The sequence below is a fragment of the Bradyrhizobium agreste genome, from assembly GCF_016031625.1.
Lineage (GTDB): Bacteria > Pseudomonadota > Alphaproteobacteria > Rhizobiales > Xanthobacteraceae > Bradyrhizobium > Bradyrhizobium agreste.
The window spans coordinates 1-2,305 of record NZ_JACCHP010000054.1 but is presented as its reverse complement, the minus strand read 5'-3'; the positions used below and the strand labels follow the sequence as shown (position 1 = coordinate 2,305).

General features: G+C 66.1%; 2 protein-coding genes. Both read right to left on the bottom strand.

Going from position 1 to position 2,305, the window contains the following annotated elements:
- On the bottom strand, nt 1-1,684 hold a 1,684-nt coding region (locus tag HZZ13_RS36265), incomplete at its 3' end, for a methyl-accepting chemotaxis protein (protein WP_210349620.1).
- A 151-nt stretch (nt 1,685-1,835) separates the two neighbouring features.
- Nucleotides 1,836-2,305 (bottom strand): methyl-accepting chemotaxis protein (locus tag HZZ13_RS36260; protein ID WP_246504693.1); only part of this gene is annotated, 470 nt, incomplete at its 5' end.

Here is a 2,305-nt window from a genome sequence, read left to right as displayed (position 1 = left end):
TCGCGGTCTGGCTCGCCAGCGACTTCACCTCGCTCGCCACGACGGCGAAGCCGCGGCCGGCCTCGCCGGCGCGGGCGGCCTCGATGGTGGCGTTGAGCGCGAGCAAATTGGTCTGCTCGGCGATCGCGGTGATCAGCTTGACCACCTCGCCGATCTGCTGGGCGGCGTGCGACAGCTTGCCGATGCGGCCGTCGGTCTCCTTGGCCTGCATCACGGCAGCCTCGGCGATGCGGCTGGAATCGCGCACCTGGCGGCCGATCTCCTCGACCGAGGCCGACAGCTCCTCGGTCGCGGTCGCCACCGACTGCATGTTGGAGGAGGCCTGCTCGGAGACGCCGGCGACCTGGCTCGACAGGCTCTGGGTGGTCTCGGCGGTGCGGGTCAGGGTGGAGGCCGCCGATTCCAGCTGCACGGCCGAGGCCGAGACGTTGGAGACGATGGCGCCGACCGCGCTCTCGAAATCGTCGGCAAAGCGGATCAGCTCGGCGCGGCGGCTTGCCGCCTGCTCGCGGTTCTGCACTTCGCTGGCAGCGGCGTCGCGCTCGGCTTTTGCAACAGCCTGGATCTTGAACTCCTCGACCGCGCCGGCCATCTCGCCGATCTCGTCCTTGCGCCCCAAGCCGGGCAGCACGACGTCGAAATTGCCCGAGGCCAGCTCCCGCATCGCCTTGCACATCGCGATCATCGGCCGCGAGATGCCGTTGCCGAGCCACAAGGCCAGCACGACGCCGACCGCCAGCCCGCCCAGCGCCATCATCAGCATCAGTTGCTCGGTCTCTCCGATCGTCGCATTGGCGCTCGCCTCGATGCGTTGCTGGTCGGCGGTCAGATCCGAACGCAGCTCGGCCGAGAGCTTGAGGATGGTTGCCGCAGTCTTTGTCATCTCGCCGTTCAGCTTGACGACGACCTTCACGTTCTCGGTCAGCTTTGCGAACGAGGTGCGGTACTGTTTCAGGAGATCGCCGATCTCCTTGACGCGATCGGTGATCTTCTGGTCGTTCGCGTAGATGGAGACCAGCAGCGTCTCCAGGAACTTGATGCGGGCGATCACGCCATCGGCGGTCTTCGGCTCCGGCTTGGCCACGAAGGCGCTGACCGAGGTGGAGACCGCCAGATATTGCGAGGTGATGTCCTTGGCCGTGGTCTGCACCGAGGCAAGGCCCGCCAGCGCCGCGGTGTCGGCGAGGTCGTCGAATTTGAAACGGATCTTGTTGCCGACACTGTTGAGCTCGTCGGCGGCGATCTTGCTGTTCTCGCGCGTCAGCGTGATGATCTCGCTGAAGACTTTCGCAAAGCTCTGGAATTCGGCTTCGAGCTTGCCGACCTGCTCACGGCGGGCCGCGCCCGTCGTCGCGGCCATCGACTTGGCGATCGCGTTCTTCAGATTTCCCTCAGCGGCCTTGGCTGCGGTCTCGTCATCCACAGCGCCGGTCAGGGTATAGGCGCGGGCCAGCCCCTGATAGGCGATCAGCTCGCGATCGACGGTCCGTGCCAGATCGGCTTCCGACACGCTGGTCCGGTAGGAGGCCACGGCGCCAGCGATCCGCTCGAAGCCGAAATAGGCGAACGCCATGCTGACGGCGAGGATGGCGAGCACCGCCACGAAGCCGAGGATGATTTTTGCGCGAAAACGCAGCGTTGGCAGCTTCGACTTCGATTGACTCGACTTGGACTTCACCGACATTCCCCCACCCCATTCCATTCGCGGAAAACCAGGCGCAGCCGGGAAGCAGCCCGCTTCCCGACTCATGTGCACGGTAACCGGCAAAGGATAAGCTGCAGTAAATTTGTGGCGCCGCAACTGGCGGTTAGGGATTTGGTAGGGCGCGCCTTCACTACGCCGCCCTGATATTCGCCATGAAGCGGTCGAGCTCGGCGCGAAGGCGGGTGCTTTCGCTCGACAGCGTCTTGGCCGAGTTCAGCACTTCTTCCGAAGCCGAGCCGGTCTCGGCGGCGCCGCGGTTGACCTCGCCGATATCGGTGGCCGCGGTCTGGGTGCCCTGCGCGACGGTCTGGACGCTGCGGGCGATCTCCTGGGTGGCGGCGCCCTGCTGCTCCACCGCGCTCGCGATCGAGGTCGAGATCGACGAGATCTGGCCGATGGTCGCGCCGATCTCCTTGATCGCGGCAACCGATTCGGCGGTGGCGCCCTGCATGCCTGCGATATGCGAGGAGATCTCGTCGGTCGCCTTCGCGGTCTGGCTCGCCAGCGACTTCACCTCGCTCGCCACGACGGCGAAGCCGCGGCCGGCCTCGCCGGCGCGGGCGGCCTCGATGGTGGCGTTGAGCGCGAGCAAATTGGTCT